The 26,867-nt window shown below is 56.3% G+C and carries 22 protein-coding genes; 8 read left to right on the top strand and 14 right to left on the bottom strand.

The genetic code is table 11. The features are described from left to right. The 3 genes from AC5RE1_RS05350 to AC5RE1_RS05360 form a co-directional block, all read right to left on the bottom strand. On the bottom strand, positions 1–1,874 hold a 1,874-nt coding region (locus AC5RE1_RS05350), incomplete at its 3' end, for a phage/plasmid primase, P4 family (RefSeq protein WP_493938437.1). Next, positions 1,871–2,308, bottom strand: coding sequence for a DUF7768 domain-containing protein (locus AC5RE1_RS05355; RefSeq protein ID WP_004007630.1), 438 nt, complete (start codon positions 2,306–2,308; stop codon positions 1,871–1,873). The genes AC5RE1_RS05350 and AC5RE1_RS05355, both read right to left, overlap by 4 nt. Continuing rightward, entirely contained in the window at positions 2,305–3,069 is a 765-nt protein-coding gene (locus AC5RE1_RS05360; RefSeq protein ID WP_493938438.1) for a phage antirepressor, read from the bottom strand. The genes AC5RE1_RS05355 and AC5RE1_RS05360 overlap by 4 nt, the downstream gene beginning before the upstream one ends. Positions 3,070–3,573: 504 nt before the next feature. Here AC5RE1_RS05360 and AC5RE1_RS05365 point away from each other — a divergent pair. Then, positions 3,574–4,494, top strand: a complete 921-nt coding sequence (locus tag AC5RE1_RS05365; protein WP_263473936.1) for an Abi family protein — start codon at positions 3,574–3,576, stop codon at positions 4,492–4,494. Here AC5RE1_RS05365 and AC5RE1_RS05370 read toward each other — a convergent pair. The 7 genes from AC5RE1_RS05370 to AC5RE1_RS05400 all read right to left on the bottom strand — a co-directional run bounded on the left by AC5RE1_RS05370 (position 4,491) and on the right by AC5RE1_RS05400 (position 10,197). Further along, positions 4,491–6,458: a DNA polymerase gene (locus tag AC5RE1_RS05370; RefSeq protein WP_004007633.1), complete on the bottom strand. Its 1,968-nt coding sequence runs from the start codon at positions 6,456–6,458 to the stop codon at positions 4,491–4,493. The genes AC5RE1_RS05365 and AC5RE1_RS05370 overlap by 4 nt on opposite strands. 77 nt (positions 6,459–6,535) lie before the next feature. Continuing rightward, positions 6,536–7,093: a DUF2815 family protein gene (locus tag AC5RE1_RS05375; protein WP_004007634.1), complete on the bottom strand. Its 558-nt coding sequence runs from the start codon at positions 7,091–7,093 to the stop codon at positions 6,536–6,538. A 15-nt stretch (positions 7,094–7,108) separates the two neighbouring features. Continuing rightward, positions 7,109–8,245: a DUF2800 domain-containing protein gene (locus AC5RE1_RS05380; protein ID WP_239181591.1), complete on the bottom strand. Its 1,137-nt coding sequence runs from the start codon at positions 8,243–8,245 to the stop codon at positions 7,109–7,111. After that, positions 8,232–8,645: a hypothetical protein gene (locus AC5RE1_RS05385; RefSeq protein WP_004007636.1), complete on the bottom strand. Its 414-nt coding sequence runs from the start codon at positions 8,643–8,645 to the stop codon at positions 8,232–8,234. The genes AC5RE1_RS05380 and AC5RE1_RS05385 overlap by 14 nt, the downstream gene beginning before the upstream one ends. Next, positions 8,642–8,878, bottom strand: coding sequence for a hypothetical protein (locus tag AC5RE1_RS05390; protein WP_004007637.1), 237 nt, complete (start codon positions 8,876–8,878; stop codon positions 8,642–8,644). The genes AC5RE1_RS05385 and AC5RE1_RS05390 overlap by 4 nt, the downstream gene beginning before the upstream one ends. Positions 8,879–8,883: 5 nt before the next feature. Next, the gene (locus AC5RE1_RS05395) at positions 8,884–9,573 is read right to left on the bottom strand and encodes a sigma factor-like helix-turn-helix DNA-binding protein (protein ID WP_004007638.1); all 690 of its coding nucleotides are present in this window, start codon (positions 9,571–9,573) and stop codon (positions 8,884–8,886) included. 351 nt (positions 9,574–9,924) lie between these two features. Then, complete coding sequence (locus tag AC5RE1_RS05400; protein ID WP_244854186.1) at positions 9,925–10,197, bottom strand: hypothetical protein; 273 nt, start codon at positions 10,195–10,197, stop codon at positions 9,925–9,927. A gap of 106 nt (positions 10,198–10,303) precedes the next feature. Between AC5RE1_RS05400 and AC5RE1_RS05405 the strand changes: the two genes are divergently transcribed. Genes AC5RE1_RS05405 through AC5RE1_RS05435 form a run of 7 tightly spaced genes read left to right on the top strand, consistent with a single transcriptional unit; the run spans position 10,304 to position 19,264 of the window. Further along, complete coding sequence (locus tag AC5RE1_RS05405; protein ID WP_004007640.1) at positions 10,304–11,161, top strand: NBR1-Ig-like domain-containing protein; 858 nt, start codon at positions 10,304–10,306, stop codon at positions 11,159–11,161. Further along, a complete protein-coding gene (locus tag AC5RE1_RS05410) occupies positions 11,158–11,388 on the top strand; it encodes a helix-turn-helix domain-containing protein (protein ID WP_004007641.1) in 231 nt (76 codons plus the stop codon). Before AC5RE1_RS05405 ends, AC5RE1_RS05410 begins: the two co-directional genes overlap by 4 nt. After that, positions 11,388–13,025 carry a site-specific DNA-methyltransferase gene (locus AC5RE1_RS05415; protein WP_004007642.1) on the top strand — a complete coding sequence of 546 codons (1,638 nt, stop codon included), beginning with the start codon at positions 11,388–11,390 and terminating at the stop codon, positions 13,023–13,025. Before AC5RE1_RS05410 ends, AC5RE1_RS05415 begins: the two co-directional genes overlap by 1 nt. Positions 13,026–13,037: 12 nt before the next feature. Beyond that, positions 13,038–15,680 (top strand): DEAD/DEAH box helicase, encoded by a 2,643-nt coding sequence (locus tag AC5RE1_RS05420; RefSeq protein ID WP_004007643.1) that lies wholly within the window; start codon positions 13,038–13,040, stop codon positions 15,678–15,680. A 16-nt stretch (positions 15,681–15,696) separates the two neighbouring features. Further along, positions 15,697–16,632, top strand: coding sequence for a HamA C-terminal domain-containing protein (locus tag AC5RE1_RS05425; RefSeq protein ID WP_244854188.1), 936 nt, complete (start codon positions 15,697–15,699; stop codon positions 16,630–16,632). Continuing rightward, positions 16,625–17,011 carry a hypothetical protein gene (locus AC5RE1_RS05430; RefSeq protein WP_493938439.1) on the top strand — a complete coding sequence of 129 codons (387 nt, stop codon included), beginning with the start codon at positions 16,625–16,627 and terminating at the stop codon, positions 17,009–17,011. Before AC5RE1_RS05425 ends, AC5RE1_RS05430 begins: the two co-directional genes overlap by 8 nt. A gap of 36 nt (positions 17,012–17,047) precedes the next feature. After that, positions 17,048–19,264 carry a DEAD/DEAH box helicase gene (locus AC5RE1_RS05435; RefSeq protein WP_493938440.1) on the top strand — a complete coding sequence of 739 codons (2,217 nt, stop codon included), beginning with the start codon at positions 17,048–17,050 and terminating at the stop codon, positions 19,262–19,264. A 488-nt stretch (positions 19,265–19,752) separates the two neighbouring features. On the opposite strand, the gene AC5RE1_RS05440 is transcribed toward AC5RE1_RS05435, so the two are convergent. The 4 genes from AC5RE1_RS05440 to AC5RE1_RS05455 are packed head-to-tail and all read right to left on the bottom strand — an operon-like array spanning position 19,753 to position 26,840. After that, entirely contained in the window at positions 19,753–22,677 is a 2,925-nt protein-coding gene (locus tag AC5RE1_RS05440) for a type I restriction endonuclease subunit R (RefSeq protein WP_006680382.1), read from the bottom strand. Further along, a complete protein-coding gene (locus tag AC5RE1_RS05445; protein ID WP_006680381.1) occupies positions 22,667–23,779 on the bottom strand; it encodes a restriction endonuclease subunit S in 1,113 nt (370 codons plus the stop codon). The genes AC5RE1_RS05440 and AC5RE1_RS05445 overlap by 11 nt, the downstream gene beginning before the upstream one ends. Continuing rightward, positions 23,776–25,278 (bottom strand): type I restriction-modification system subunit M, encoded by a 1,503-nt coding sequence (locus AC5RE1_RS05450; RefSeq protein ID WP_006680380.1) that lies wholly within the window; start codon positions 25,276–25,278, stop codon positions 23,776–23,778. The genes AC5RE1_RS05445 and AC5RE1_RS05450 overlap by 4 nt, the downstream gene beginning before the upstream one ends. Further along, positions 25,275–26,840 carry a type I restriction-modification system subunit M gene (locus AC5RE1_RS05455; RefSeq protein WP_006680379.1) on the bottom strand — a complete coding sequence of 522 codons (1,566 nt, stop codon included), beginning with the start codon at positions 26,838–26,840 and terminating at the stop codon, positions 25,275–25,277. The genes AC5RE1_RS05450 and AC5RE1_RS05455 overlap by 4 nt, the downstream gene beginning before the upstream one ends. Between the last annotated feature and the right edge of the window lie 27 nt (positions 26,841–26,867).

Consider the following 26,867-nt stretch of genomic DNA (forward strand, 5'->3'; position numbering starts at 1 on the left):
GTGTCGCCTTCGATGGTGGCGTTGAACGGGATGACGATCAGACGCCGCCAGATGCCTGCGTCCATGGCTCCCACACGCGGCAAATGGTTCGTGTACAAGACCAGCGTGTGGGAGGGGGTGAAGGCGAAGGGGTCCTTAAACTTTTTCTCTGCCGAGATCTGATCGGTCGAAGCCAGCTGTTTGACGTTCGAGGTTGATAGGCGCATGCCTTCTTCGGTTTCAGCCGCGATCAAGAGACGTTTGCCTCTGGCTTCGGCGAGTTCGGGTTTGACGTTGCGACGCACCCCGACTGTGAGCGCGTCGGCTGAGATCGTGCCCGAATACGTCCCCAACACGCGGGCGATGGTGTTCCAGAACGTGGATTTGCCGTTTCGCCCGTCCCCGTAAGCGATGACGAGCGCTTCGACGAAAACCTGTCCGATCGCCGCCAACCCCACAATGCGCTGCACGTAACCAATCAACTCGACGTCTCCTTGGAAGAAGACGTCAAGCGCGTCGGCCCAGATCTGTGCACCCTCATCGCTGGGGCCGACAGCGGTCTGCTTAGTCAGCAGATCGGCGGGATTGTGCTCGTGGCTACTACTGTCGCGTAGATCCCAGGTACCTGCCGGGGTGTTGAGCTGGTAGGGGTCGACGTCGAGGTCACGGACACGTACCTGCAAGATCGGCCCGGCTTCTTTCAACGTGGCCGTGATATTGCGTGACAAACGCCTGGAGAGAACGAACTTGTGATAGCTTTTGGATTCATCCCACGCCTTGAATGCTGCGACTTGGGCGGGGTTGAGTTTTGCTAGGCCGCGGGCTTTCGATGAAGCCGATGCCATCACCACGTCAGCACCGGTAGAAACCATGTCTTGCCATGTTGTGGCGATAAGGTGTTGTGCTTCTTCAAGTTGACGAGAAGTCAGTTCTTGAACCACTCCTTGTGCGGACAGGTCGTTCTCATCCCACACGCCATGGTCGTAGACAAGCCACTTGGTAGCCAGTGAGTAGCGGATCTTGTTCGCATACTCGCCAGCCAATGTGTCTGCCTGACCGACATCGGAAAAATCATCCGGACGTAAACCTGCTAACGCCTCATACGCCTCTGGTGGCAGATAGCTCGGGTCGGAGGCGACCTTCGAAGCGAACCTGCATGCCGAGTTCCAGATCGTCTGCAGTTCGCCCTCGTTGAGCGGTGGTTCGCAGAGGTTGGCTTTGCGGTCGAAGAGGTCTCGTGCTTGATCGGTCTGCCCGTAGCGGATGAGGACCCGCCCGGCGAAGCGAGAGAGCGTGGCATTACGGGAGCCTTCACCAATGACCAATGTTGAGGCGTCGAAGGCGGCGAACACGTCGATCTCGTCAGCCGCGTCCAGCCATGCATCGAGCAACTGGTCGCCCTCATGCGCCGTCACCACAGCGTTCGACGCCCCGTAGATGAAGCGTCCTGCGTCCAGGGCATTGCGATCAAAGAAACCAAAGCGCGATGCCAGGCGATGCTTCAATCCCGCGTATTCGTCCGCGTTCGTGATCGTGTGGATTGGGAAGTAGACGTGGAAACGTGGCCGGGCGGAGAGCACGCCCTTCGCCTTCATGTGGTTGCGGGAGGTGGCGGTCATGAACTCCACACCAGACATCAACTCGCCGAGCTTCTCAGGCGTGATCCAGTCGGTGTGGGTTTCTGTATGGTCGTTATCGATATCCATCACCACGCAATCCGAAGACATGAACGCTGCAGTTGAGCGGCGGTCATTCACGTAGGTGGCTGCCACGTGATCAAAGCCAGCGACCACGCTTAGGGATGCCGCGTCAATGACCTGATGTGGGTTCGGGTAGTGGTTATTGTTCTGCACACCGGTAACCGCGGCAGCGAACAAGGTGAAGGGCGTGGTCATGGGGTGACCTCCTTGAAATCAGAATCGAAGTACTTAATCGGCAACTCGAGGTCTCGCGCCCAGCCGATCTCCAGGCGCATACCAGGGCTAACGTGACCCACGTATGCCCACAGGGCTTCGCATTTAGCGAGCAACACCCTGTTGAAGAACATCGCCAACTCGCGCTGATCGGGATCGGCGTCATCCATGAACTGCGGATAGTGCAGATGCGGGGCGAACGGGATCTTGCCTGCCGCTACTGCGAGCTCGCAGAATTGGCGGGCGAGCTCAACGTTCGCTTGCACGTCGCCCGAATACGGTGAGCAGATATAAACCAAGGGCCGGTAGCCGAACTGTTCGCGCTGCAGCTTCTTGAGCGCGTGGTAGCTCGTTAAGTCCAGATAGCCTTCGGTGTTTTTCTTCGAAAACCCAATATCGAGTGTCGTGGCGCTCATGCTTGCACCTGACCTTCACGCTCAATCACCGGAAGGATGCCGAGCTTGTTCTTGAGCAGGTCGTAGATGAACAAGCGCCCCTTCTGGGTCCAGTACATGTGGGTGCGGGTCTGGCCTTCGTCGTATTCGTGAGTCTTGGACTGGGTGTAGCCCTGCTCGGCGTACTTCGCGTAGAGGAACCACCGGCCCGACTGATGGAACTGCACGTGAGCATCACGCAGGATTCGGTTGAGCTTCTTCGCGGAGAGTCCGTAGTCCTTCGCAATCGCCGTCGTCGTCAACAACGAATCGGACTGCAGCACGACGTCGTAGTACGAGACTTTCGGTGCCGCCTCCAACAGGGATTGCTCTGCGGCGAGGCGCTTGGCTCGCTCGGCCCGCAGAGTGGCGATGGCATGCTCCAGGAACTCATCGTCAGCGAGTAGTTCGTCGTATGCGTACATGCCGTGGCGGCGAATCGTCGGCAACACCTCATCGAACACCCAGGCTTCGAACTTCTGTGCTGCCGGGAGTTTTGAAGAAATGATGAGGCGGTAGAGGTCGCCCTCGGTAATGAAGCGGACCTGCTGGATTCCGCCAGCGGTCTCAAGGGGGTGGTAATTTGCCACCCCCTTGCAGTGCAGCTTCACCGCGTTCGTCGGATCCTGGTAGCCGAGCGCGGTGGCGACATCCTTGCCGCAGAAAAGGATCTGACCATCATTGGTGATAGTGCGGATGGCGCCGAACACGTCGTTGGTGAATGTTTGAATCTGGTTTCCCATGGCGGGGTTCCTTCCCGAGACCCCGTCGAGAAAAAGTCGTGCCGGTCGGCACAAGGGTTAAGGGCCTCACCCCACTGCCGACGAACCAGAAAGTGTTAAATCACGGGTACTCAATCGCTTCTCGTTCTGGCACGATTGGTGTTGAAGCCCCGGTGGAGCGCTATCTGTTAGAGCAATCTGGCAGGTATTCTCGCCGGGGCATAGACAAATTTCTCGAGTGCTCTGTGTGGAAGAACCATCATTCTCTTGCTACAGCGGTGCCGACACGGTGGTCTTTTAGACAACATGACCGGTTCCGCTGCCCGCCTCGGTGGGAGCACAGGGTCGGTTCTCGTTTCTTAGCGGTCTTGGATAAGCTTTCTTCTCTGATGGTGATACTTCGCCGAGTTCTTGATTCTGTCGCTGTTTTCGCGGTATAGTGATTACCACTAGTACCGGCTCGCTTGTATCGGTTTCCGAGACAGGTCAGAGCCGGTCTTCATGTTTTTGGAAGCAGGTGGGCTGGTGGTCGACAAACCGTGGGTCAGTATCGATGAGCAAATCAATATCCTCACTCGTCGTGGCCTATTGGATGCCGGTGATTACCGCCGCGAGTTATCTACTGTCGGCTATTACCGGCTTTCGGGATACTCCTACCCGCTGCGCCAGCCAGCTCCCGAAGGCTCACCTCGGCGGCGTTTAGATCGTTTCGTTCCCGGCACACGTATGCATCACGCGATTGAGCTGTACGAGTTTGACGAACAACTGCGTCTTGCTGTGTGGCGGGCGCTATGCAAGCTGGAGGTGTGCCTGCGAGTTGACGTGGGGCACGTGCTGGGTGAGATCGATCCGTTCATTCACCTCGACCTCGAACGGATTTGGCCGTCAGGCGCAATGCATCGCCGCGCAGTACTGTTCACGCAGAAGCTAGCCCAAACGCAGTCGCGCTCTACAGAAGATTTCGTCACGCATTACAACCAGACCCACGACGGCCGTTTGCCGGTGTGGGTGGCCACCGAGATCCTCGAATTCGGACAACTCGTGACCCTGTTTTCGTTGGCTCCCTTCGAACAGCGTCGTCGCATTGCTGACAAGTACTTGGCACGTGCCGACGAGTTGGAATCATGGATGCGCACTGCGAATTTCATTCGTAACATATGCGCCCATCACGCCAGACTATGGAACAAGCGACTCGTCATCCGTCCACTGGTCAAACACCGCCGCAACGACCAAACGCTATCGGCCGTGACACATTCTTCAGGACGTATATACACCGCGTTGGTGCTCACCGCGTTCCTCTTGCGACGAGGAAATTTCACCGCTGAAATACAGGCCATCAGCGACGTCCTAGACAGTTTCCCCACCGAAATTCCTGGCGTCGATCTAACGCACATAGGTGCCAGCCCCAGCTGGAAACAAGATCCCATCTGGACAATCAACAGCTAATCCTTACGGTAATAGGCGCACTCATACCCATCCGCATCCAACGGCAAACCTTCGGCCCATGCTGGGAGCGTGGACATGAGCTCGCAAGCACCAGTGGCGGTGAAGCCGGAATTTTCGGGTTCGTCGATGACGATCTCGTCGTGAACATGCATCACAATCTGATGCCCGGCTTTGGCGACTGCGTGCATGCCCGTGACGAGCAGATCACGAGCGATCGCCTGAACGATGTTCTCGGTAAGTTTTCCGCCGTAGGTTTCGAGCTGTCCCCAGCGGCGTGCTGTGGTGGTGCCGGTGTAGGTGATGGAGGTGCCGCCCCACCTGTTCTCGCCCAGACGCGGCTTCACATACGCCAACCGCCTACCCGAGGGCAGCTCAATAAACAAGATTCCGGCTTCGACGCTGAATCGCAGATTCCGTAGCCGGATTGACTGACGAGACGCGATCGCGGCGATAGCTGCTTCTTCGACGCCGGCCCAGAGGGCCACGATGTGTGGGTTGGCGGCTCTCCATGCGTCGACGATGGGTTTGAGTTCGTGCTCGGCGAGTCCCATGGTGAGTGCTCCCATGCGCTCCAAAGCGCCCGTTGAGCCGCCAAAACCACAAGCCAAAACTGCTAATTTTCCTTTCTGCCGAAGCTCACCATTAACGCCATGCTTCTCTACTGGCACTCCGAACATACGGCTCGCGGTTTCGCAATAGAGGTCTTTACCTTCGCGGAAGGCTTGCAGGGTGGTTGTTTCTCCTGCTAGCCAGGCGATGACACGCGCTTCAATTGCAGAGAAATCAGCAACGATAAACCTGTGCCCAGGTGAAGGGATAAACGCGGTGCGGATCAACTGTGAAAGTGTGTCGGGCACGGACTCGTGCAGAAGCTCAAGTGCCTCGAGGTTGCCTGTTCTGACGAGCGTTCGGGCTTGGTCAAGATCAGGCAGATAGTTCCTGGGGAGGTTCTGGACTTGGACGAGGCGTCCGGCGAAACGTCCGGTGCGTCCTGCGCCGTAAAACTGGATCAGCCCACGTGCTCGACCGTCGCTGCCTGCGACGTTTTGCATGGCTTGGTATTTCTTGACGCTTGATTTTGCTAGATCGCCGCGAAGTCCGAGGACTTCTTTCACCGTGCCAGTCGCGGTGTCGAGGGCGGCATCGACCTCGGCCTTTGCCAACGAATCCAGCACGCAGCCACGCGATGCGAGCCATTGTTTGAGTTGGATGGGCGAGTTCGGATTCTCCAACCCAGTCAATGTCTGTGCCCGAGCGAGTGTCGCGTTGCGGTGGTGCTCATCCACCCCGACCGCGTTATCAACCAGCGTGTGGTCGAGAAGAATCCCAGCATCATTAATGCGTTGGTCGAGCGTGTAGGTGTCCCATTCGGACTCCGGCATCGGAAAACAAGCCAGTCTGTCGTGGATGGCAAGCTCGACTTCGACATCACGACGGTTGTAATCAATAAACCTCGCCCACCCGGTCGGGTCAGCTGATGGTGGATTCCTGCGTTTGCCGCCGTTCAGGACTGAGGGTGTGGCGGGTGTGCAGAACTGCTTGATCAGCTTCTTGCCTACTGTGTCTTTTTGGACGTCAAGCTTCAAAACTGTGGCTACTGCATCGAGGCTCATCGGAAGACCAAGGTAGGCCGACCAGATCATGGTGCAACGCCACTGCCTTGGGCCAAGAAACCCATCAGCGAGAAGCTCTGGATGATGAGTGCGTAGCCAGGCAGACAGGCAGACTCGCTCGAAGGCGGCGTTATGCGCCCACTTCACGACGGACGGATCAACTAAAGCCGCCAGAACCTCGTCGGGTATAGATTGTCCGTTGGCGAGATCCACCACCTCGATCGGGCCGCCGTCAATCGAATAGCCGAACAGGAGCAGCTCGAAGTCTGGGTGCTCGGCATACGGGTAAACGCCTGTCTTAGCGAGTTGGGCGAGGCTGAAAGATTCAATATCGCAGAAGAGTGTTCGCATGACGAGGTTCCTTTCACATAGAGGAAAAGTGGAGGGAACCAACAAGATGTGCTGATTCCCTCCACGTGTGGGGATGGTTACTTCAGGAAATCGTCATCAGCGGCGAAGGCACCGAAGTCGGTCTCAGCGGAAACTCGTCCACCGCCAAGGGTTTCTCCGTCGCGGGTCTTTTGGATATTGCCCAGTCCACAGGCGATACCACGGTTGCCGTTTGTGTTGAACGCATAGAAGGACAGGGATACGCGTGCGTAGCAGCCCGAGTACACTTCGGCGCGGTCCAGGATCGGGGCGACGCTCTGATCGACGATCTGCGGAGCGGTCAGGGAGTTGGCGTTGAGGAAGTAGGCGCCCTTGTAGGCTTCGTCGTCACGCTCAATATCCCCATCGCGCAGCGGCAACTTGAGGGCGGCCTTGTTGGGGCGCTTGCCACCAAACTTGGCCGTTCCGGCGTCGATCGCTGCATCCACGGCCTTCTCGATCGCCGCAATCGTGGCAGTATCGGACTTCGGGATAATTAGGGAGACGGAGTACTTCGGTTTGCCTCCCTGGATGGAGTTCGGCTCCCACACGTGTGCGTAGGATAGGCGAACTTCGCCGGTCACAATACGAGTTGTGTTAGTCGTTGACATAATCATTCTTCTTTCTACTAGTTACTTGTTTGGTTGAAAATCGGTGGCTGCACTCACCAGGTCGAGCGCTGGCCGTTTGTCGGATGCAGGCACCAATGTGGGTTTGCCTGCAGGTTTGGTCACGAGGTCACCGAGGATCTCGTTGAAGGCGGGTTTGCCCATGAGGCGTTCCATGGCTGTGAGGGTGATGAGCTTGCGATCCCAGATGTCCCTATATCCAGCCGCCTCAGCCGCTGCAGCGACATCGGTTTCGGAGGTGTATTTGCGTATCGACCGTCCGGCTACGAGCTTGAACCCCTCAAAGACCACGCCCTGGTTCACCGCTTGGGAGAGCGCGTATGCTTCGACATCCGCCGCCCAGGTTTTGAGCTGCGGAATCCGGGCCAGCACGTCGGCAATCTCGCTGTCGGACAGTTCTGCTGGCGGGGCGAACTCCAACCTGGCCAGCGCAAGATTGGCTTCAGCTCGCGCCCGACACGTGGGTGCAATCTTGCAGAACTGACACCACGAGCCCGGACAAAACTCACCCTCGCCAGCCGCTGCCAGCTCAGCCTTCGGTTTCACTTCCGCTTCGGCCCAGTGCTCGAGTTCAGTGACGGAGATTTCCCAGGTGTCGACGTTGCCCCGACGTGGCTGGTAGATCGTCACCGCTACGCGCTCGATGTCGTACAGGTCGCCGAAAGTGTGAAGGGCTCCGAGAGCGTAGAGCATCAACTGGGGATTACGCTCAGCCTCAACCAACACACCTTGCCCGTACTTCAGATCAATAATCTGCAAGGTAGGTTCGGCGATGATCACGCAATCCCCGGTGCCAAAACCTCCCGGAACCACATGGCTGAAATCCAGGCGCTGCTCGATGAGCACCTGTGGATCCCCACAGGTCTCCCGAGCCAGCGAGATGTGTTCTTGGACGTAGGCGACGTAGTCGTCAGTCAAGGTTTCCATCTCGTCATCAATCCAAGTTGAGACTGGCCGCTTCGAGCGCTGCTTCAAAGCGCGGCGGAGTTTGTGCTCGGCGAGGGCGTGTGCTGCGGTGCCTTGCTCGGCAGCCGCAGACGTGGATTCTGGCTCATCGGATTCGAGGCGGGCGGAGGGGGTGCAGTTGAGCCACCGGTGAGCACCAGAAGCTGAGAGGAGTGCGTGATCAGACGGTGCCATCAGCAATCTCCTTCGCCCGATCCAGCAGCCACCCGTACTTCGACGGATCCACCGCTGAGAGCTTGTCCGCACCAGCCTCGACGATCAGCTCACGAACCTTTGCCGTGTGACCTTGCGCTGAGAGCTCGGAAAGAAAAGCACGTACTTCTTCCAACGTCACCGTCGGTTCAGGTTCAACCTCTGGCTCGTCCGCAAGTAGTTCTGGCTGGGCGTGCGTGGCTGGGATGGTTCCGAAGGGTTCCTTGATCTGCAGGGCAAGCTCCGGGCGTTCACCAGGCATTCCTGCGTGGTCTTCGAAGCTCTCCTCAACGATCTGCTGAGCCCGCGCAAGCAAATCGGCGAGCGATCGCATCGTCTGGTTTCCATCACGAATGAAGGCGTTAATTTCCGGCATCATCATTTGGATTCACCCGCCTTGAGAGCATCGGCCAGGGCCATGAGGTCGTCATCGGTGTTTTCGGTGATGTCGATCTGCTTGACCGAGTCACCGGGAACGAGAATCATGACTTTGCGCGGGGTACCAAGCAGTAGGCGCATGAGCCGTTCACGCAGCGTCACATTCTTGGTGGCGACGATTCCGGGGTCGTCAGGGATATGCCGGGCAATATGAAGCTTGAGACTATGTCGAGCCATCGGGCTTACCTTTCTTCCTCATTTGTGGGAGCAGCCCGGTTGGCTTCTCCCTTCACCCCACTGCCGACACCGCTCGAAGTGTTAAATCGGGCCTCCTCAACCGCCTGCCGGATCAGCGGTTTTACCTCTGCCACCAGCTGCGATACCCGAGCACGGGTCAACCCCATATCGCGCGCCACCTGCGCCTGATTGAGCTTGTCGGTTGCAAGCAGACGCGTCATCACCTCACGATGCTGAGGATCCAAACCAGCGATAATGTCACGCATCACCTCGAGATCACAAGCACGCTCGACACTATCCTCGCGTTCGATGACCTGGTCTTCAGCGCTGATACCCGGTGAAGCAGGGTCAAGATCGATCTCGAGCATCTGCTCATACGAAAACGGCTTGTTATTCGGGACGCGGCATCCACGTCGAGGACCGCACCCAGCCCCACACGTACATTTCTTCTTACCCTTGCCGCGATCGGCGCGAACCGCCTGATGCGTGGCCGCTTCTTCTGCGTTCCACAACTCGTCCAGAATCTTCTGCGGTGTGCAGGGCTTAACCTGGTCGAGCGGAACACCAGTAGCGGCGGCGCGTTGCTGCCGGTGGGTTGCGATCATGAGAGCGAACTCGCCAGGGTCAATGTCGAAAGTGTCAGTGATGGACTGATTCTTGTTGTTGTCTGCTTCGTGCTTGAAGGTGACCTTCATCGAAGGATCTCCATTTCTCCGGGAATCCCGGTGATTTGGAGACCTGATCTGTTTGGCTCAGATCACTGGTGAGAACTACTTGGAAGACGACAAAGGCGAGCCACCCCACCCGCCCCTCAGCAAAGAGGTTTGGGTGAGGTGACCCGCCGAGCGCTCCCAGAGCAGGTCTCACTAGTGGTTCATTTGTCTACAACCACAGCCAGCACTCGCTGTGGAGGTCGCTCATCCGCCAGATGAGCTCCCGAACAATCACGCTCAGGCTTCGGAGAACGTCAGTGCCGATGGCCACCAGCACTTCCGCCTCCACCCACCCGGCCCGAACTGTGTCGAAACCGAGTGGGCTGTGTACGGCTACTTGCTGCGCTTAGATGGCTTGGTCTGCGCCAACGCTGACGCGGCAACAGACTTCGAGTCCTTGCCATAACGGCCATCGGTCAGAATCTTCGACGCCTTGGACACCACCTTCGCAGACGTCTGCTTACGGTTCCTTCCCATGTGTTTCACCTCCTTCGCCACGATCAGGGCACCCACCACCAGTTGGTGCGTGTTCATGAGCGTTCGCGCGAGTCGGCGTGCGATAATGAGATGACAGTTGTTCGTCTCGTCGGCTCGTGTTTTGCTCACATACTCATCAAACGCTGTGGTTTTGGGACTTCAGATCGTTGAGGGAAGCAAAAACTGGGACTTCTGGGACTAGTTTTGGGACTCGGCATAGAGGAGCGTGACGCATATGGGTTTGCCCGAGTTTTGTCGCGCTGTTTACAAGCGGAAGAGTCCCATCACTAACCAGGCAAAATTCGTCCAAGCCGTATTCCAACACGCTGGCAGTGCAGAGCGGTTAGACGACGAGTACGCACGCAAGATCTTTACCGGGGCAAAACCGATCTCCGAACCGCAATACGAGTCATTTCCTACACAGGTGAGCAAGAAATCGTTGCATGATTTCCTTCTTGCCCACCTGAGGCCCCTCCCAAGCACGAAGCGCACGTTGGATGATCGTTGCCAAGAAGTCGGCAAAGATGCCGGACTGCCCTCAACCCTCACTATCGAACCAGAAGCATTCATTTGGGCACTCACAGATTGGTTCGACGCGATCATCCATGACCCAGACCATTGCGATGTCCTTGAACACTGCTACCGACTTCGCCTTGAAGACCAGGAACCAGAAGAAATAAACCCCGCGCCGCAGCCGCTCTATCAAGGAGATCGCGTCGACGTGACGCAACCGCCCGCACTGCAAAAACACAAGCCAGGATTTTGGGTCGAGTTCACTCACACATGGACACTGCGCAACGTTGGCAGCATCGACTGGACCAGTCGGACACTCATCTGTACGAATCCAACAGACCCGCGACTACGACCCGTCGGCACCACACAGATCGCCATTCCTGACAGCCCACCGGCGACAGCGAAGTTCATCAAGATTTCTTGCACGTTTCGGGCGCAAGGCTATGAAGGTGCTGCCTCAAGCCACTGGGAAATGCGCAACCAGGAAGGCGAGAACTGCTTCCCTCAAGCGACTACAACATTCAATGTCAATGCCACAGTTATTAACCCGGATCTTCACGCGATAAGGCAGGAACGATGAGCGAAGCTGAATTAGAAAACTGGGTCACCATGAAAGAAGCGCAAGCCCACCTCGGGGTGCGCCGGGAAACCATCACGAAATGGATAACAACCCATAATCTCCCTGCCTATAAAGTCGGCAGGGTCTGGAAGTTCAAACTCTCAGAAATCGACGAATGGGTCCGCACCGGTCAAGCCGCAGAAGAACCACATCCCAACAACCCTCACGAGCCTAAGGAGGAACGCTAATGCCAGAACTGAACTGGGTCGGCAAAGACAAGGTGATCACCCACCACCTCGACGTTCCCTACCGCGTCCTCGACCGCCAATACTCATATGACGAGCACGGCCAACACGATGGGGACAACGGCTCACAGAACATGATTATTCATGGTGACAACCTCGAAGCCCTCAAAGCTCTACTACCAAAGTACGAAGGCAAGGTTGACTGCATTTATATCGATCCTCCCTATAACACAGGCAACGAAGGCTGGATCTACAACGACGCCGTCAACGACCCACGAATCAAGAAATGGCTTGGCGAAGTCGTCGGCAAAGAAGGCGAAGACCTCTCCCGCCATGACAAATGGCTATGCATGATGTACCCACGGCTAAGACTTCTCCATCGCCTGCTAGCCAGAAACGGATTGATTGCTGTCTCGATAAGTGACACAGAGCTGTCCAACCTAGGCTGCATCATGGACGAAATCTTTGGCCCTGCAAACCGACTTGCTTGTGCGCCAGTGCGCTCTGAACCAAGTGGAGGGAAAGATAAAACGGCCCTGCGAACAGGGCACGAATACATTTTGTTCTACACCAAGGGTGACCAATCAAGTCTTGTCAAAGAAGAGAAGACAACTGGGAAGCTTGACCTCAAGGACAGCAAGGGCCCGTATCGAAAAGGGCGTGAGTTACGAAAGTGGGGTGCAACTTCCGACCGATCAGATCGACCGACGTTGTGGTTCCCCATTACTGCACCCAATGGTGGAGAAGTATTCCCAATCAAGAATGACGGGTCTGACGGCTACTGGCGTTGGAGTCCTGCTCACGCAGGTATGTCAGAGTTATTGGACAATCCTGAGGCTGCTCACTGGGAGAAAACATCATACGACCCAGGGGTTGTTGTAGATGGAGAGACTGAGCGCTGGGTTCCATACGAGAAAATTCGTGACGTAAAAAAATCATTCGGATGGAATACGTGGCTCGATGGCTATGGAACTAACGCCGACGCGACTGCAGTAATCAAGGCAATCTTTGGAAACAAGAAATTCGACACCCCGAAACCACTATCACTAATCGAATGGATTATCGCCCTGCATGGCAACACAGACGGCATCGTCTTAGACTCATTCGCAGGCTCAGGAACGACCGCACACGCCGTGCTTAATTCAAATATGTACGACGACGCAGATAGAAAATTCATCCTCGTAGAGCTCAGCGACTACGCAGAATCAATCACGGCAGAGCGGGTCAAACGAGTGATCGACGGATACCGCACCGATAAGGATGAAGTGCCCGGAACAGGAGGGTCATTCTCTTTCTACGAGTTAGGCGCGCCACTACTTCTCGCAGGTGACTTGAACCCAGAGGTGCCTCTTGAGCGGGTTCGTGAGTATGTGTGGTTCACCGAGACGGGGCAGCCGTTCTCGAATCCGCCCAGTGCCCATCCGTATTTCTTAGGACGGCATGAGGATGCATCGTTGTTTTTCGTATATGAGCCGGATCGGGCAACGGTTTTGGATCGTGACTATCTGGCTTCGATCCCTCCTGAGTGTGCGGCTAGTTCGTATGTGATTTATGCCGACACGTGTTTGTTGTCGGATGAGGAGCTGCGCTCTCTGAATATCACGTTCAAGAAGATCCCTCGGGATATCACCCGTCTCTAAGGAGTGTTGGTTATGGAGTTGAAGAAGTATCAAAACCGGGTGATCGCCGATCTAGAGGATTACCTCACCCAGCTCAACGAGCAGCCTACGCTGAGCGATGCTTTTAAGGTGTTTTGGGAGTCTCGCCAGATTGAGGTTGGCACCCCGCAGATGCCGGGCTACCAGAATGTGATCGATGGTGTTCCGCACGTGTGTTACAAGGTTCCAACTGGCGGTGGGAAGACGTTTTTGGCGTGTGCGTCGGTGAAGCCGATATTTGAGGCTTTGCCGCCGACGCGGAAACAGGCTGTGGTGTGGCTGGTGCCGTCGGATTCGATTTTGACGCAAACCTTGGCGGCGTTGAAGAATCCGGCCCATCCGTATCGGCAGAAGTTGAACGCTGATTTTGGTGGCCGTGTTGAGGTGTATTCGAAAGAAGAGCTGCTAGCTGGGCAGAATTTCAGCCCGTCGACCGTGGCTGAGCAGCTGTCAGTGATGGTGCTCTCGTATGATTCGTTCCGCTCACGAACAAAGGACGGACGCAAGGCATACCAAGCTAATGGGAATCTCGCCTCGTTCGCGACCGCGTTTGGTGCCCCGGAGCAACCGATCGAGAACGCGGATGAAACAGCACTGTTCCAGGTGATTAACCAGTTGAATCCCGTCGTTATCGTGGATGAGTCGCATCACGCGACGAGCTCGTTGAGTCTGGAGATGCTCACGAATTTCAACCCTGCATTCATTCTTGATCTAACCGCAACCCCGAAGCGGCAAGCGAACGTGATCTCGTATGTGGATGCGCTCTCACTTAAGAACGAGAGCATGGTCAAACTTCCGGTCATCGCATACAACCGGGCGTCACAAAAGGATGTCGTTACGGACGCGATCGACCTGCGCCGTTCACTAGAAATCGCTGCTACACAGCAGTATGAGAATGGTGGCGCTTATATTCGCCCAATCGTGTTGTTTCAGGCTCAGCCAAAGACGAGCGAGGACGCTACATCGTTTGAGCGGCTGCGTGACAAGCTCGTCAAGGCGGGTATTCCTGCCGAGCAGATCGCGATCAAGACCGCCGACGTAAACGAGCTTAAAGGCGTTGACCTGCTCAGCAAGGAGTGCCCGATCAGGTTCATCATCACCGTGAACGCGTTGAAGGAGGGCTGGGACTGCCCCTTCGCCTACATTCTGGCGTCGTTGGCGAACAAGACCAGCCAGGTCGATGTTGAGCAGATCCTTGGCCGTGTTTTGCGCCAACCCCACGCCAGGAAGCAGCCGAACACGTTGTTAAACATGAGCTACGTGCTGACCTCTTCAAACGATTTCGGGACCACGCTCAATCAGATCGTTGCGGGGCTCAACAGTGCCGGATTCTCCAAGCGTGACTTCCGCGCAGCCGATCAAGTCGCTTTCGACTTCACTGGCACGAACCAGCCAAGCAAACCCGCCCCAACGTCCCCAGTCCCAGGGGAAGATATGGACGTTGAAGAGTTCCTGGAGTTCAATGAAGAACAGGTTGCAGCTGATTTAGATGCGCGAGAAGAATCCGCTAGTTCACCAGAGCCTTCGGCGGATCCGACGGTTGCTTCGATGATCGAGCAGGCGGCTCAGCAGGGTGCGGACTATGAGCAGGAGGCCGAAGAAGCCGCACAGATGGGTGAGGGCTTCGTGCCTTCAGATTTGGAGGATGCTGTGGACACGAGCTTCGTCAACCACGAATTCGCTGACGAGATCGAAACCCTTCGCCTTCCCCAATTCGTCATCCAAGAACCCGGATCAGCATTGTTCCCGACCGCTCATGAGGGATACAACGAACTTAAGCACGAGGCACTAGCCGGTGACTTTGACTTAAAGACGAAAGACATCGACATTGACCTGTCGACGGCAGACGAGCAGATGTACAAGATCGACGTGCGAAAAGACTCCGAGGTTCCTAAAGCCTTCCGGATGTCGAGTACCGATCAGAAATTCATGCGCGAACACTTCTCGAAACTGAGCGTCGAAGGACAAAAGCGCAACACGGCAATCGCCATCTACGATCGGATCAAACCGATCAATTCGATCACTGACTCTGACTTGCGCGCATACATTGTGCGGATGGTTGAGGCCTTCGGCACCGAGCAGCTGTTGACCTATCAAGAGCACCCGCATGCGGTAGCAAGCAAGGTCAAACAGAAAATTGACGGCCTTTTGGAAGCGCACAAAGTCAAGAGATTCTATGAGGATATCGAGACCCGCCGCGTTGATGTTCAAGCGTTATACGCGTTTCCGAAAGCGATCCAGCCCATTCATGCCTCCTCCCTGATTGGTGGCTCCCTGTATGAGGCCGAAGACAAGATGAACGGCTTTGAGCTCGAACTCGCTGGTCGCTTCTCCGGCATGAACAATGTTCGCTGGTGGCACCGGATCATTGAACGCAAGGGCTTTTGCCTCAACGGTCCGTTCAACCACTACCCAGATTTCGTCGTGATGACCGCTAGCGGCACCATCGTGGTTGTCGAGTCCAAGGGCGAGCATTTGAAGAACGACGATTCTAACCGCAAGATCAGGCTCGGCCGGGCGTGGGCGAACATGTCTGGCAATGACTACCGCTACTACATGGTCTTCGAAGATGGCGTCACTCCGCCTGACGGGGCGGTCACTTTGTCGGAGCTCGTACGTATCCTCGAAAAGCTGTAGGCGGGAAGGACACCTCTTGGGAGAAGACGAGATGGCACAGGCAACGATCACGCCAACGCTGCGCGGCGACACATTCGCGTCCACGTTCACCGAAGTGGCCCATTCGAACACGTTAGGTCTTCGAAACGACGAACAGTTACGCCTGTTCCATCTGTCTATCCAAAACAACCGCTTCGACCACACAGCCCTCATCAAGTTCCTCAAACGCAACGTTGGGCGCTACGTCTTCTCCCGCGCCGAATACGAAGGCTACAAACAGCGAGACGATCTCGAAGAAGTTGCTCTCGACGCGGTAAACCGGATGCGTTCACAACAAGACGGCATGGGGTTAGGTGAAATCTTGCTCTACGTCCTGCTCGAACAAATCCTCGAAGCACCCAAAGTGATGAGTAAGATCGAGCTCAACCAGGCCCGAGGCCAGATCCACAGCCGCTGTGACGCCATCCACCTACTCACACCAGACGGTCAGCGAACCACCAGCAGCATCGTGTTTGGAACCTCCAGCGTGGTCGGCAACATTGGGGATGCCATCACTGCAGCATTCGACCGCGTTGTAGATATAGAACAGAATCGCTCAGACGAGGTTCAGCTCGCCGAGCAAACTGTGTTCACCAAGACCCTCGACCCAGCAACAGCAAACTACGTCAAAGATCTGCTAATCCCGAAGCCGGGTGGGGCACCCGTGTTCGATACCGCTTATTCGATGTTCCTGGGCTATGACATCGGTCTCGATCCGAAGAACTACAGCAACCAGCAGTATCGGGCTGTGCTCGATCAGAAAATGCAGGGAGATATCGCCGCGCACGCCCAAATGATCGCCAACGAAATCAACACCCGAAACTTGGATAATTACTCGTTCTACATCTATGTTTTGCCACTCAACGAAGTAGACGTTGACGCGGGCGCGATCATGGATGGGCTCGTGGGTGGGCCAGGTGGTAGCCATGTCTGACAAGCAAGTAACCGTCGGCGATCTCGTATTTTCTGACATCGACTCCAACGAATTCCTCAAACAGCTGTACGCCAACCTGCTCTACAACTACGGCTTACATCGGTTGGGGCTGGTGGATCGTCAACCATACGACGTGGATCTTGAAGCAGTACTGCGATTCGCTGACCTGCTGTCGAAATCAACCCACCCCACCAATCGTGACCGGCACAGGGTGTGGGCGCAAGAAATCGCGCTCCTGTGCCACATTCTCTACCCACAAGACGCGCGAACGAAAGCATACGTTCCTGCAATCTTCACCACGCTAGGTAACTACCCAGGCCTGAAGCAGTTGGGTGTGACTTCCGATGCGGGCATCCTCGACGCCGCATTCAACGCCTAGCAAGCCGAATACCTCACCGTGCCCGGTGATAAGTCGATGAAGTTTTTCGCGCCGCAAAAGAAGATCTACGACCGCCTGAACGACGGCAAGTTTTCCTTCTCGGCCCCAACGTCACTGGGCAAGTCCTTCATCATGCGCACCTTCATCACCAACCAGATCAAATCCGGGGTGACAGCCAACTTTGCGATCATCGTGCCGTCAAAAGCGCTGATCAACGAGACCCGCTCGAAACTGATCGCTGACCTCGGCGAAGACCTTGAACGGCACAACTATCGAATCGTCAGTGCCGCTGGTGACATCGTGCTCGAAGGCGATCACAACTTCATCTTCGTGCTCACCCCAGAACGCTTGCTTTACCTTCTGATCGGCAAACCTGCAATCGAATTCGAGTACGTCTTTTTCGACGAATCACACAAACTCTCAGGCAAGAACAGCCGCGCCCCGTTCTACTACCAAACCGTGACAATCCTTCAACACCGCCACAGACCACCACACTTCATCTTCGCTTCACCCAACATTCCCAACCCAGAGGTATTCCTAAGGCTGGTTGATCCAAACTCTGACGAAAATGAAACCAACGCGGTCGCAACCCAGTATTCGCCAGTCGCGCAATTCAAATACCTCGTCAACCTGCACGAGAACACCATTTCCAGCTACAACGACCACACCCAAGAATTCACGCACCTAGCCTCACTTCAAGCTCAGGACGCTACCGCACAGGGCGTAACCCGATTTGTTAGTGAATCATCACGAGGTTCAGATCATCGTGGGCAAACCATCGTGTTTCATTCTGCCCGGCATCACGCAGTGCAAGCGGCGCGTGACTATGCCCAGGGTTTGGCAGACCTCAACGATAAAGACTTGGACGCTCTCGCAAAAGACATCGAACGCGACGTCCACGAGGACTACTACCTCAGCGGTCTCATCCGTAGAGGCGTCAGCTACCACATCGGCTACCTCCCGCCAGCGATCCGCGAACGCATCGAAGGCCTGTTCCGCGAAGGCAAAATCTCGACACTATTCTGCACCAGCACGCTCCTCGAAGGAGTCAACCTTCCCGCCGACAACCTCGTCATCACAACCAACAAAATCGGCAGAGCAGGAATGACAGCAGTCGACTTCAAGAACCTGATCGGCCGAGTCGGGCGTATCGAGTTCAACCTCTACGGCAACGTATTCATCATCGTGGGCAACCAACTTGCATCCGAGCAAAAGGCCAAGGAACTCCTACAAGCGAACGTTCCTGTACAGAAGCTATCCGTGCAAACTGACTCACAAATTATCAGCAAGAAAATGAAGCAAGGTGTCGTCAAGGATCTACAGGAAGGTCGCATCGAATTCTCCAAAGGGAATGAGAGCTATGAGCGTTATGATATGAAACGCAAATTCGGTCTCATGCTCTTGCGCGACATCACTACCGGACGTCAAAGCCTGGTGCGTGAAGAATTCTCTGACTATCTTGACGAACAGGCTACCAACAGCATTATTGCTACTTTCTCGCGACGCGAAGGCCAACAAGATGACGATATCAATGTCTCCGTTGACCAGGCAGAAGCGCTGACGCACGCAATCCAAGCTGGACTCCAGTATCCACAACTTTCTCCAAAGGGAAAGTTCAGTTACGACGAGACCCTCGCGTTTCTTCAGCGGCTTGCCTCAATCTTCAAATGGCGAATTTACAATCCCGAGACGTTAGGGAGAACAACCAAGGGAAGTGACCAGCTCGCTATGCTGTCCTGGTACACCGTCCTCCTGTTGCAGTGGATGGAGGGACACGGTTTGCGTTCCATCATGAATCGTGCAATCGAGCATCACCGGAAAACTGGAATTGTGTGGATCAATCGGCAACCGAATCGCTACCTAGATTCGAAAGAACACCGAAACCTTGTTTTTAGTGACACGCTTGAAGCTATTGAGCAAGTAATCCTTTTTGAGCTATCGAATTACTTTCTTAAATTCTCCAACGAATACAAGAAGGTCCACGGAAAAGAGCAGTTCGACAACGACTGGTACGAATACGTCGAGTACGGCACAACGAAACAGGAAACCATCCTTCTCCAACGACTCGGATTCACCCGCGAGAGCGCCACTTACATTCGAATCAACGTCTCCAATGCAATCTTCCTTCACGAAGGAAAACCCCACCTGAACCCGATTCTCCTCGAAAGCTCGAACATCAACGTCCGCAAAGAAGCCAACGAAATCAGATACAACGTGCCAGAAGCCTTCTCGATGCCAGATTTCTTGTTCTAACACCCTCGTCTGATACCCGCTAACGCAAGCACTCGCGCAGACCCCCTTAGGTCGAAACGTGCCCCTGCCGCGCGGACGTTATGGCGACGAGCACCAGATCACCGGACCTCCAGCGAGCCAACGAACAACCCCAGAAACGACAAAACCCCTGCTCAACAGGGGTTCAAGGGCTCAAGCGGCTTTTATCATTTTCGACGTCTAAGTATCCAATAGAACGTCACTCTGGATACAAAGAGTCCCGGTCCCGCCGGGAAGTGTTCGGAGTGGCGTTTTCGCTGTTCTGGGGCGGTTTTCGGGGCGTTGAGGTCGGGTGCGTGGAGCTGTGGAGCAGCTCCCAGTTGGGGCGAATCAGGGCCTCGGAGGGGTACCTCAGGGGCCTGCTCGGTCCGTCGAGGCTGGAAGCGTCAAAAAGTACGGCCCCGCGTCAAAAAGTATGGGGCTTGCGTCAAAAAGTATCGAGCAAGCGTCCAAAGGTTCACCTTCGGCGATTAGTAGTACTCACGGATGTATTCGTGAGCCTTGTCGAAAACGTCGGTGGACTTGATCTTGAACTTGACGACCAATATCAGTCGCAGTTGGCGGCGAACCTCTCGGTCCCCCTCGCTCGTAGACTGCCAACCGTCGAAGCGTACCTGCCTAACGACATTGTCGATCTCCTCGACGACCTTCTCCACGATGATAGGCGTGGACTCGCTTCGCACGGTCTCGAACAGCTCCGTAAGTGCTGCCTTGCCGCGTTCCTCGCGTGGCACCTCGCCGGCTTCTTTCTCGGCCTGCAAGGTGTCGCGGCCTAGTTCGAGGAGTTCGCGCAGGAAGTCCAGGCTGTGCTGCTGCGCGTCGGCATAGCGTTTGCGCAGATCCTGTAGTCGCTTACCCAGGGCAATGAAGAGGGGATCGCCCGCGTGTTTGGCAATGCGCTTGGAGACGATCTTGGCGAGTTCATCTGGGTCCACGGTGCCGCGCCCACCGAGCATCAGGTCCTCGACCAAGTCTGCATCCAGGACGATAGTTTCCAGATCTCGGCGCGGCAGGTCTACCTGTACGTGCTCGTGGATGAGGGCAAGGGTCTTTCCGCCGAGCGCATGCCAAAGGAGCCTGTTTGAGGTCTCTGCTGGGCGGGTGGACTGGTAGACAGCAGTCAGCCAGGTGTAGTCGCGCTTGTATTCGGCCAGGAATGGTGCAGGGCTTAGTGCCTCCCACAGTTGGTGCACTATCGAGTAGGCCTTAGCGAAAGCATCGCGGCGGTCTTCGCCGAGCATTTCCTGTGCGGCTTGAAGTGCTTCCCATCCGTCTTGCGTGCGGTCCACGCCAGGGAAGAATGCGAGAGCAGCCTGCATTGCCGGCGGGAATTGGTCCACCAGGTCATCGAGATTCTTGATGACGTCTCGAACGGACTGGTCATCGAAGGACAGCGCGTTGGCGAGGTCATCGAACACTCCCAGGTAGTCCACCACCAGCCCGTAGGCCTTGTTTGGCGGGTAGACACGGTTGGTGCGGGTGATGGCTTGCAGCAGTGTGTGGTCGTGCAGGGGCTTGTCGAGGTACTGTGCCTGCAAGATGGGGGCATCGAAGCCGGTCAGCAGTTTGGCGGTGACGATGACGATCTTGAGGGGATCATTCGGGTTGTTGAATCGCTCGAGTAGGCGGTCCATTTGGCTGCGATCTGGTGTCCATTGATGCCACTCGGGCGGGTCGGTTTGTGCCGAGCTCATGACCACGGTGCTGGCCTCAGTGGGAAGGTATTTGTCCAGTTCGTGCTTGTAGGCCACGCACATTTCTTTGTCGTAGACCACCACCTGCGCTTTGAAGCCTTGCGGGGCGACATGCGACTGGAAGTGCTCTGCGATGTCGGCGGCCACCTTGGCCACGCGGTCAGGGGCCTTGATGAGCACCTCAATGCTGGATGCCTGTTTGGAGAGTTTCGTGCGATCCGCTTCGGTGAGCTCGTTTTCCCGTGTCAGCTCCTCAAACGCGATATCGATAGCGTGCTCATCGAGGTGCATTTCAGACAGGCGAGGCTCAAAGTTCAGCGGCAGCGTGGCTCCGTCGCGCTGGGAGTCTTGGAAACTGTATCGGGAGAGGTACCCGGATTCGTCGCTGGGGTCTCCAAACCACTTGAAGGTGTTGTGGTCGCGCTTGTTGATGGGCGTGCCGGTGAGGCCGAAGAGGAACGCGTTCGGCAGTGCGGTGCGCATGGCGCGGCCTAGGTCGCCCTCCTGGGTACGGTGGGCTTCGTCGACCATCACAATGATGTTGTCGCGCTCATCGAGCGCCTCGGTGATGTCACCAAACTTGTGGATCATGGTGATGATGACCTTGCGACTACCAGCATTCAGCAGGTCTTTCAGTTCTGCTTTGCTACCCACCTGCACCATATTGGCCACGTCAGCGGCCAGGAACGTTGAAGTGATTTGCGCATCCAGGTCGGTGCGGTCGACCACCACCATGACTGTGGGCGACTTCAACTGTGGCTGGGCGCGCAGTTTGCGCGCGGTGAACACCATCAGCAGTGATTTACCAGAGCCTTGGAAATGCCAGATCAGCCCCTGCTTTTTCTTGCCTTCCAGCACACGGGCAACGATTTTGTTGGCGGCTTGGATCTGTTGAAAGCGGGCGATGAGCTTGATGCGCCGATGTTGACGGTCGGTGCCGAAGGTGGAGAAGAACCGCAGGAAGTCCAAAATCACCTCGGGCTGCAGGAGGCCGTCGATGGCATTGCCGACCTTGGTTAGGCCAGGTACTGCGTCGGAGGGTTCGTCTTCATCGCGCCACGGCCCCCATTTTTCTATCGGCATCCCTACTGAGCCGTAGCGGAGCTCTTTTCCGTCTGTGGCTACGCTAAACACATTGGGCACGAAGAACTGGGAGGCTTCCACCTCGTACTCGTCGTGAATCTGTTGGGCACCATCAAGCCAGGTCTTCGACGGCCCCACTGCAGTCTTGGTTTCTACCACCACGAGTGGTAGCCCGTTACACCAGATCACCACGTCAAAGCGATTGGTTTCTTTGCCTTGCCGGAAGGTAACTTCGCGCGAGACCATCCATTGGTTTGAGGAGTCGTCCTCCGGGTGGTCGAAATCAATGAGCCTCACGGGCACGTGCTCGCCACTTTCGCCAAAGGGCATGGATTTATCGCCGGTGAGCCAGGCAGTGAACTGCTCGTTAGCTACCACCGGATGCGGGGTGTGGGTCGCGTCGAGCAGGATGCGCCGCAGGGCGGTGATAACCTCATCAGCGCGTGACTCCTGGGCTGCGATCTCAGGGTTCAAGCGAATCAGCGCCGCACGCAGAGGACCTTCAAGCAGCACCTCGTGTGTGTCACGCGGCAGGTCGTGACCCTCAATACCCTGCACGTCGAGGCTGGCCACCCGGTCAAACACAAAATCTCGCACAGTCGGATTCTCAGCGAACATCAGAGCCTCCAAATATCGAAAATTGAATCTCCATTGCAAAGCTAGCGAGATTCTGAGACTCAAACTCGATAGCAGACTGCGTTGCCTGGATAAAGTTCAAAACTTCTTGAATGTGAAACTGCTCTTCTATCGCCACGAGCGGAACCCGACATTCGGCTAGAGTTTTACCCGACAAAGAAGGCTGTGCAGTTTGTGAAGCATAAGCATTTAGACCTAGTAGCTTCAACAACAGTGCAATGTAGTCCAATGAGACAAAAAGCTCTGGATTTTTTATTTTGACTATCAGCGCATTGTCTGTAATCCAGGCTGGAGCCTCCACCTTATGTACGTTACCGCAGTAAGCGCCAACACGACCAATAATGATGGCATCGGCTTCAGTGTTTGAACTGCCGTGGTAACCAGCAATACCATTTCCGCCATAAACGGGAATCTGACCCTCGATAAAGTTCTTGGCGGGAAGAAAACTACCACTCGACACTTGAAATAACTCGGAAAATTTTGCAGTCTCAGCATTCCGAAATCGCTCAGCTAGCCATTTTCCAAACCCATTCCGAGTGTCCGTGGCTTCAAGAATCAGTGCTTGAGACTTGAGTGTCGCCAGGTGACTCTTAACAGCCCATAGGAGGTCGGCGATGCGGTGTTGTTCTTCGATAGGTGGGAGCAGGAACTCGTAGGCCGCGAGGGCTTTCCAACTGGTGCGAGGAGACATCGAGCCCGCCGAGGTTTGCAGCGCGGTATCGAAGAACTCGTCTGAGCTCACAAGGAAAGGTAGAAAACGCGCATCGAGTCGATCGTCCTTCGGCTCGAAGACCAGGATGTCGCCAGAGCACACTGCATCGAAGGAGGCAACAGCGACCTTACGCAGGTATGCGCGTCGCTTCCCGAACAGCACCTGACCAGGGCGTACCCGTCGGGTGAAGCTCACGCCTTCGTCCAAGGTGCCATAGCCTTGCACCTCAAAGTTTCCTGATTCGATATGTTCCAGCCCGATAGTACGGTCGATTCCAATCGACGCGGGGTCTTTCACGCTTTCGTTGACGTTGCGCACCACATCACCGAGCTTGACTCCGGTCCAGGTGCCTTTATCGATGTGCAGGCTCACTTGTTCACCTCCTCGGTGAGAGAATCGAGTAGTTCGGCGAAGGCGGCATCGGTCTGGGCGGCTGCGCGCCGCCACGCGGTGAGCGCCTCGGCAAAGCCAGGACCTGCATCCCCGTTGCCTGCATCGCTGGCTGCGGCTGGGCTGACGTAGCGTGGGATGGCCAGGGTGTAGTCGAGAGCGGCAATGTCATCCACGGTGGCCACGCGGGTAAACCCCGGCTGATCCTGAAATGCCTGGTAGGCGCGCAGGATCTTTTGCTGGTGCTCGCCGAGCAGGAAACTCTGGGCGCTGATGCGGGCGTATTCATCTACCGCATTGATGAACAGGATCTTGTTCTTGCGTTCGGCGGGTTTGTTAGCGCGCAGAATGATCACCACGGCTTCCATGGGGCTGTTGTAGAACAGCCCCGGCCCCAGGCCGATGACCGCCTCGATCAGGTCAGACTCAACAGCAGCCTGGCGCATCGTGGATTCTTCCTGACGGAAGAGCACCCCGTGGGGGAAGAGGATCGCCGCCCGGCCAGTGCGGGGCTCGAGGGATGCGGCGATGTGTTGGAAGAAGGCGTAGTCGGCGCGCCCTTGCGGTGGGGTGCCCCACATGTTGCGCCCATAAGGGTCGTTGCTGAAGAGATCGCGGTCCCAGTTCTTGATCGAGTACGGTGGGTTTGCCAGCACGATATCGAAGGTTTGCAGGTGGCCGTCAGCATTGGTGAACGCCGGATTTTTCAGCGTGTCCCCGTGGGCGATGTGGGCATCTTCGATGCCATGGAGGAACATATTCATCTTGCCGATAGCGCTGGTCCCGTAGTTGAGCTCCTGCCCGTACAGGCTCAGGTTGCGCCATTCCTTGCCCTGGCGTTTCAGCTCTGCCACGGTGGAAATCAACATGCCAGCCGTGCCGCAGGTGGGGTCGTAGCAGGATTCTCCCGGCTGTGGCGCAAGCATCTGCGCCATGAGGTGTACGAGGGTGCGGTTGGTGTAGAACTCCTGGGCGGTATGCCCCGAATCATCGGCGAACTTCTTAATCAGGAACTCGTAGCCCTGGCCGAGCTCGTCCTCGGGGAGGTTTTCCAGGCTCAGGGTGCGTTTGGAGAAGTGCTCGATGAGGTCCGCCAAGGTGGCATCCGGCAGCAGTTCTTTGTTGGACCAGTCGCCGTCTCCGAACACGCCAGCGAGGGTGGTGGGGTTGGCTGCTTCGATGGCGCGCATGATAGTGCGCGCGGTCTCGCCAATGTTGGTGGTGGTTTCGCGCAAGTTCTGCCAGTGGGCACCCTCGGGGATGGCGAAGCGGTGGTTCTCTGGCAGGTCGGCTAGGTCCTCATCGCCATACAGGGCGAGCGCCTGGGCGCGTTCTTCGTCGTAGACGTCGCTGATGCGCTTCAAAAACACCAACGGGAAGATGTACTGCTTGTAGTCACCGGCATCGATCAGGCCGCGCAGAAGTTCAGCCGCGCCCCACAGGTAGGACTCAAGCTGTTCTTGGGTGATTCGCTTACTCATCTCGCCTCCTCCGCGACCTCATCCACTGCCGCTGCAGCATCAAACACCAGGCCCCACTTCGCGAGTTCTTCCTCAAGGCGTGCACGTGAGGCTTGCACTTGCTGCCACGTTTCCGTCAGCTGTTCGATGGCGTCTTCCAGGCTGGTGCCGGTTTCACTCTGTGGTTTGGCGACGTAGCGGGCGACGGTGAGGTTGTATTCCTGGGCGCGCACCTCGTCCAGGCTGGCCACGTGCGCAAAATGCTCCTGCACGCTGAACTCCTGGTAAGCCTGTACGATGCGGACGGCGTGCTCACGCTCCAAGGTGTTCTGGTTACGCCCCTTAGTGAACAGCTCCGAGCCGTCCACAAAAAGGATCTTGCCTGCTCGCTCAGGCTGTTTGCTGGTACGCAGCACCACAATCGCGGGAGCCAGCCCCGTGCCGTAGAACAGGTTGGGGGCCAGCTCGATCACTGCCGCGATGAGGTCACGCTCGATGAACTCGCGGCGAATCGTTGCCTCGTTATCCCCAGACTTACTATTCACATCACCACGGAACAGTGCGCCCTGTGGCACGACCACGGCTACCTTGCCCGAGCCGGGTTTGGCGGATGCCACCATGTGTTCGATCCATGCCCAGTCCGCATAGCCCGCAGGTGGGGTACCTCCGAGCAGGTTTCGGCCCCACGGGTCCGTCTCCCACGCATCGCGCCCCCAGTTTTTCAGCGAAAACGGTGGATTCGCGATCACGTTGTCGAACTGTTGCAGGCGCTCACCGGCGTGGAAAGCGGGAGCTCGCAGGGTGTCCTCACGCACGATGTTGAATTCCGGAACCCCGTGCAGTAGCAGGTTCATGCGAGCAATCGAAGCCGTCGTGAGTGTCTTTTCCTGCCCATACAGTTTGCCCCAGAGCAGGCGCGGATCATGCCCCTGTTCCTTGGCATGGGCGATGACCTCGATGAGCATGCCAGCCGTGCCGCAGGCAGGATCATAAGTGGTCTGGCCCGGCTGAGGATCCAGGATTTCCACCATCATGCGCACCACTGAGCGCGGGGTGTAATACTCGCCCGCTTTCTTGCGGGAGAGGTCCGCAAACCGCTTGATCAGGTACTCGTAGGCCTGCCCGAACACGTCCGGTGCCACATTCGCATTTGACAGAGTCTTGGTGGAGAAGTGCTCGAGCAGATCCAGCAGGCGCTCATCGGGCAGTTTGGCTTTGTTAGTCCAGGCAGCGCTGCCGAAAATCCCACCGAGTTGGTGAGGATTATTCGCTTCGATCAAGCGGAACGCGGTCACGAGAGCTTGCCCCACGTCCTTCGTTGTCGAGCGAACGTTCTCCCACGAAGCCTGCTCAGGGATGACAAAGGAGTAGTTCTCTGGCAGTGCAGCGAAATCTTCGTCGCCGCCTGACTGCGAGAGCGCCAGTTCGTATTCTTCCTGGTGCACGTCATTGAGACGCTTGAAGAACATCAGCGGAAAGATGTAGGCCTTAAAGTCGGCCTGGTCGATCCCGCCGCGCAGCAAATCGGCAGCAGCAGCGAGGTACTGCTCCAATTCACTGAGGGTTAGTTGCTTGTTGGTCACTAAATGTTCCTTGGATTGTTTCTAAGT

It is taken from the genome of Actinotignum sp. usb-actsch-rep-73, from assembly GCF_059082735.1.